The sequence below is a fragment of the Mesorhizobium sp. M7D.F.Ca.US.004.03.1.1 genome, from assembly GCF_003998635.1.
In the GTDB taxonomy this organism is placed as follows: Bacteria; Pseudomonadota; Alphaproteobacteria; order Rhizobiales; family Rhizobiaceae; genus Mesorhizobium; species Mesorhizobium loti.
Genome location: NZ_RZQG01001041.1, coordinates 1 through 1,942 on the forward strand (window position 1 = coordinate 1; position 1,942 = coordinate 1,942).

General features: G+C 64.1%; 1 protein-coding gene and 1 pseudogene. One reads left to right on the top strand and one right to left on the bottom strand.

Annotation, left to right across the window (positions count from 1 at the left end; translation table 11 throughout):
• A partial coding sequence (locus EN935_RS33570) for a glycosyltransferase family 39 protein (RefSeq protein ID WP_164771587.1) occupies nucleotides 1–1,365 on the bottom strand: 1,365 nt, incomplete at its 3' end.
• Nucleotides 1,366–1,595: 230 nt separating this feature from the next.
• Here EN935_RS33570 and EN935_RS33575 point away from each other — a divergent pair.
• Nucleotides 1,596–1,942: pseudogene (locus EN935_RS33575) on the top strand (tyrosine--tRNA ligase); the annotation flags it as partial.

Here is a 1,942-nt window from a genome sequence, read left to right on the forward strand (position 1 = left end):
AGGCTTGTTGGCGCGGACCGCGGCCTCGATGGCCGGGCTCAGCCAGATCGGCTTCAGCGATGGCGCGATGACGCCGAACAACAGCCCGTAGGTGATGCCGGCACACACCGCGATGGCGCCGATGCGGCGCAGCGGCACTTGCAGCTGCCGCGAAAAAGCGAAATAGCCCGCCCCCAGTGCCGCCACGGCCGCCGGAATGCTCCACCAGGAGAAGGTGCCGGTGAGGTAGATCGGCGCTCCGATGCAGACAGCCGCCAGGCCGAGGCTGACCACGGCAAGACCGAACGCGGTCGACCACCACAACCAATTCTGCCAGCGCCTGAGCGGCGCATTCGCCTCCTGCGGCGACAAAGTCAAAAGCCAGCCGATCAGCAGCGCCATGCCGGGATAGGCCGGCAGGACATAGTGCGGCAGCTTGGTCGGGATCAGCTCGAACACCAGCCAGAACGGAATGTACCAGGCGAGGCAGAAACGCAGCCGGGGATCGTCGCGCAGACGGTTGAGGGCTTGGAGCCCGGCGCCGACCGCGATCAGGCCGAAGGGCCACATGAACAGCGAATAGGTCAGCATGTAGAAACCGGGCGGCAGGCCGTGCGATTCCTCGCCCGCGGCGACCTTGGCCACCATGTCCTTGCCGACGGCATCCTGGAGAAAGGCGCCGCCGCTCTTCCAGGTGATGAGAACAACCCAAGGCAGCACGATAAGAAGCACCAGAGCGACACCGCGCACGAGCTTCAGCTTCAAAAGCCATCGCCAGTCGCGTTCGAAAGCAAACAGCGTGGCGACCGTCAGCACCGACAACAGCGGAGCGACAGGCCCCTTGATGAGGATCCCCAGGCCTTGAGCCGCCCAGAAGATCCACGGCAGATGGGCCGCTACCGGTTCGTTCCGGCGCGCTGCCAGATAGATCTGGGCGAGCGCGCCTTGCGCCGCCACGCAGCAGGCCAGCAGCATGGCGTCGGTCTTGGCGTCGCGGCCCTCGAAGGCGGTGGCGAAGATTGCCGCCATCATCAGACCGGCGGCGAGACCGGCATTGGCCCCGAAGAGCTTCGTGCCCGTCCAGGCAATGCCGACGACGGCCAAGGCAATGCCAAGCATGGAGACGAGGCGGTAGACCCAGATCGGCGCCGCTGCCCCCTCGCCGCTCAGCGCCACGGCCGTCGATTGCAGCCAGTAGATGCCGATCGGCTTCTTGTAGCGTGAGGCATCCTGAAAACGGATGTCGACATAGTCGCCGGTTTCGACCATCTGCTTGGTGGCCTGGACAAAACGCGACTCGTCGCGGTCGATTGGTGGAAGGCTCATCAGCCCACTGAGCGTCATCAGCAGGCTGAACAGAAAGAGGATGAGATAGTTCCTGTTCATCGCGGAGCTTTCCGGATCTGATCTGCGGGATGGCCCCGTCGCGGCGCTTCAGGCCCTGCCCCTGCGCGGCGCCTCAATACGCCAGCCAAAACGGCGAAGCAAGGATTCGCAACACCATCCGCGCGGGACGCAAAACCGGATTCCACTTTTGCTGATCGCGCTTGGATGCTAAACGCCCGCGTTCATGCACGCCCGAGCCACAGCGGCCGGGCGCTTTCGGGAAAGAAACAATGTCCGCCTTCAAATCCGATTTCCTGCGCACGATGAGCGAGCGCGGTTTCATCCACCAGACTTCGGATGATGCCGGCCTCGACGCTATCTTCGCCAAGGAGACGGTGACTGCCTATATCGGCTTCGACGCGACGGCCAAAAGCCTGCACGCCGGCTCGCTGATCCAGATCATGATGCTGCACTGGCTGCAGCAGACGGGTCATCGGCCGATCGCGCTGATGGGCGGCGGCACCTCGATGATCGGCGACCCGTCGTTCAAGGACGAGGCGCGGAAGCTTTTGACCCCGCAGGACATCGACGACAACCTCGCCGGCATCCGCCGCAACTTCATGCCCTACCTCAAATT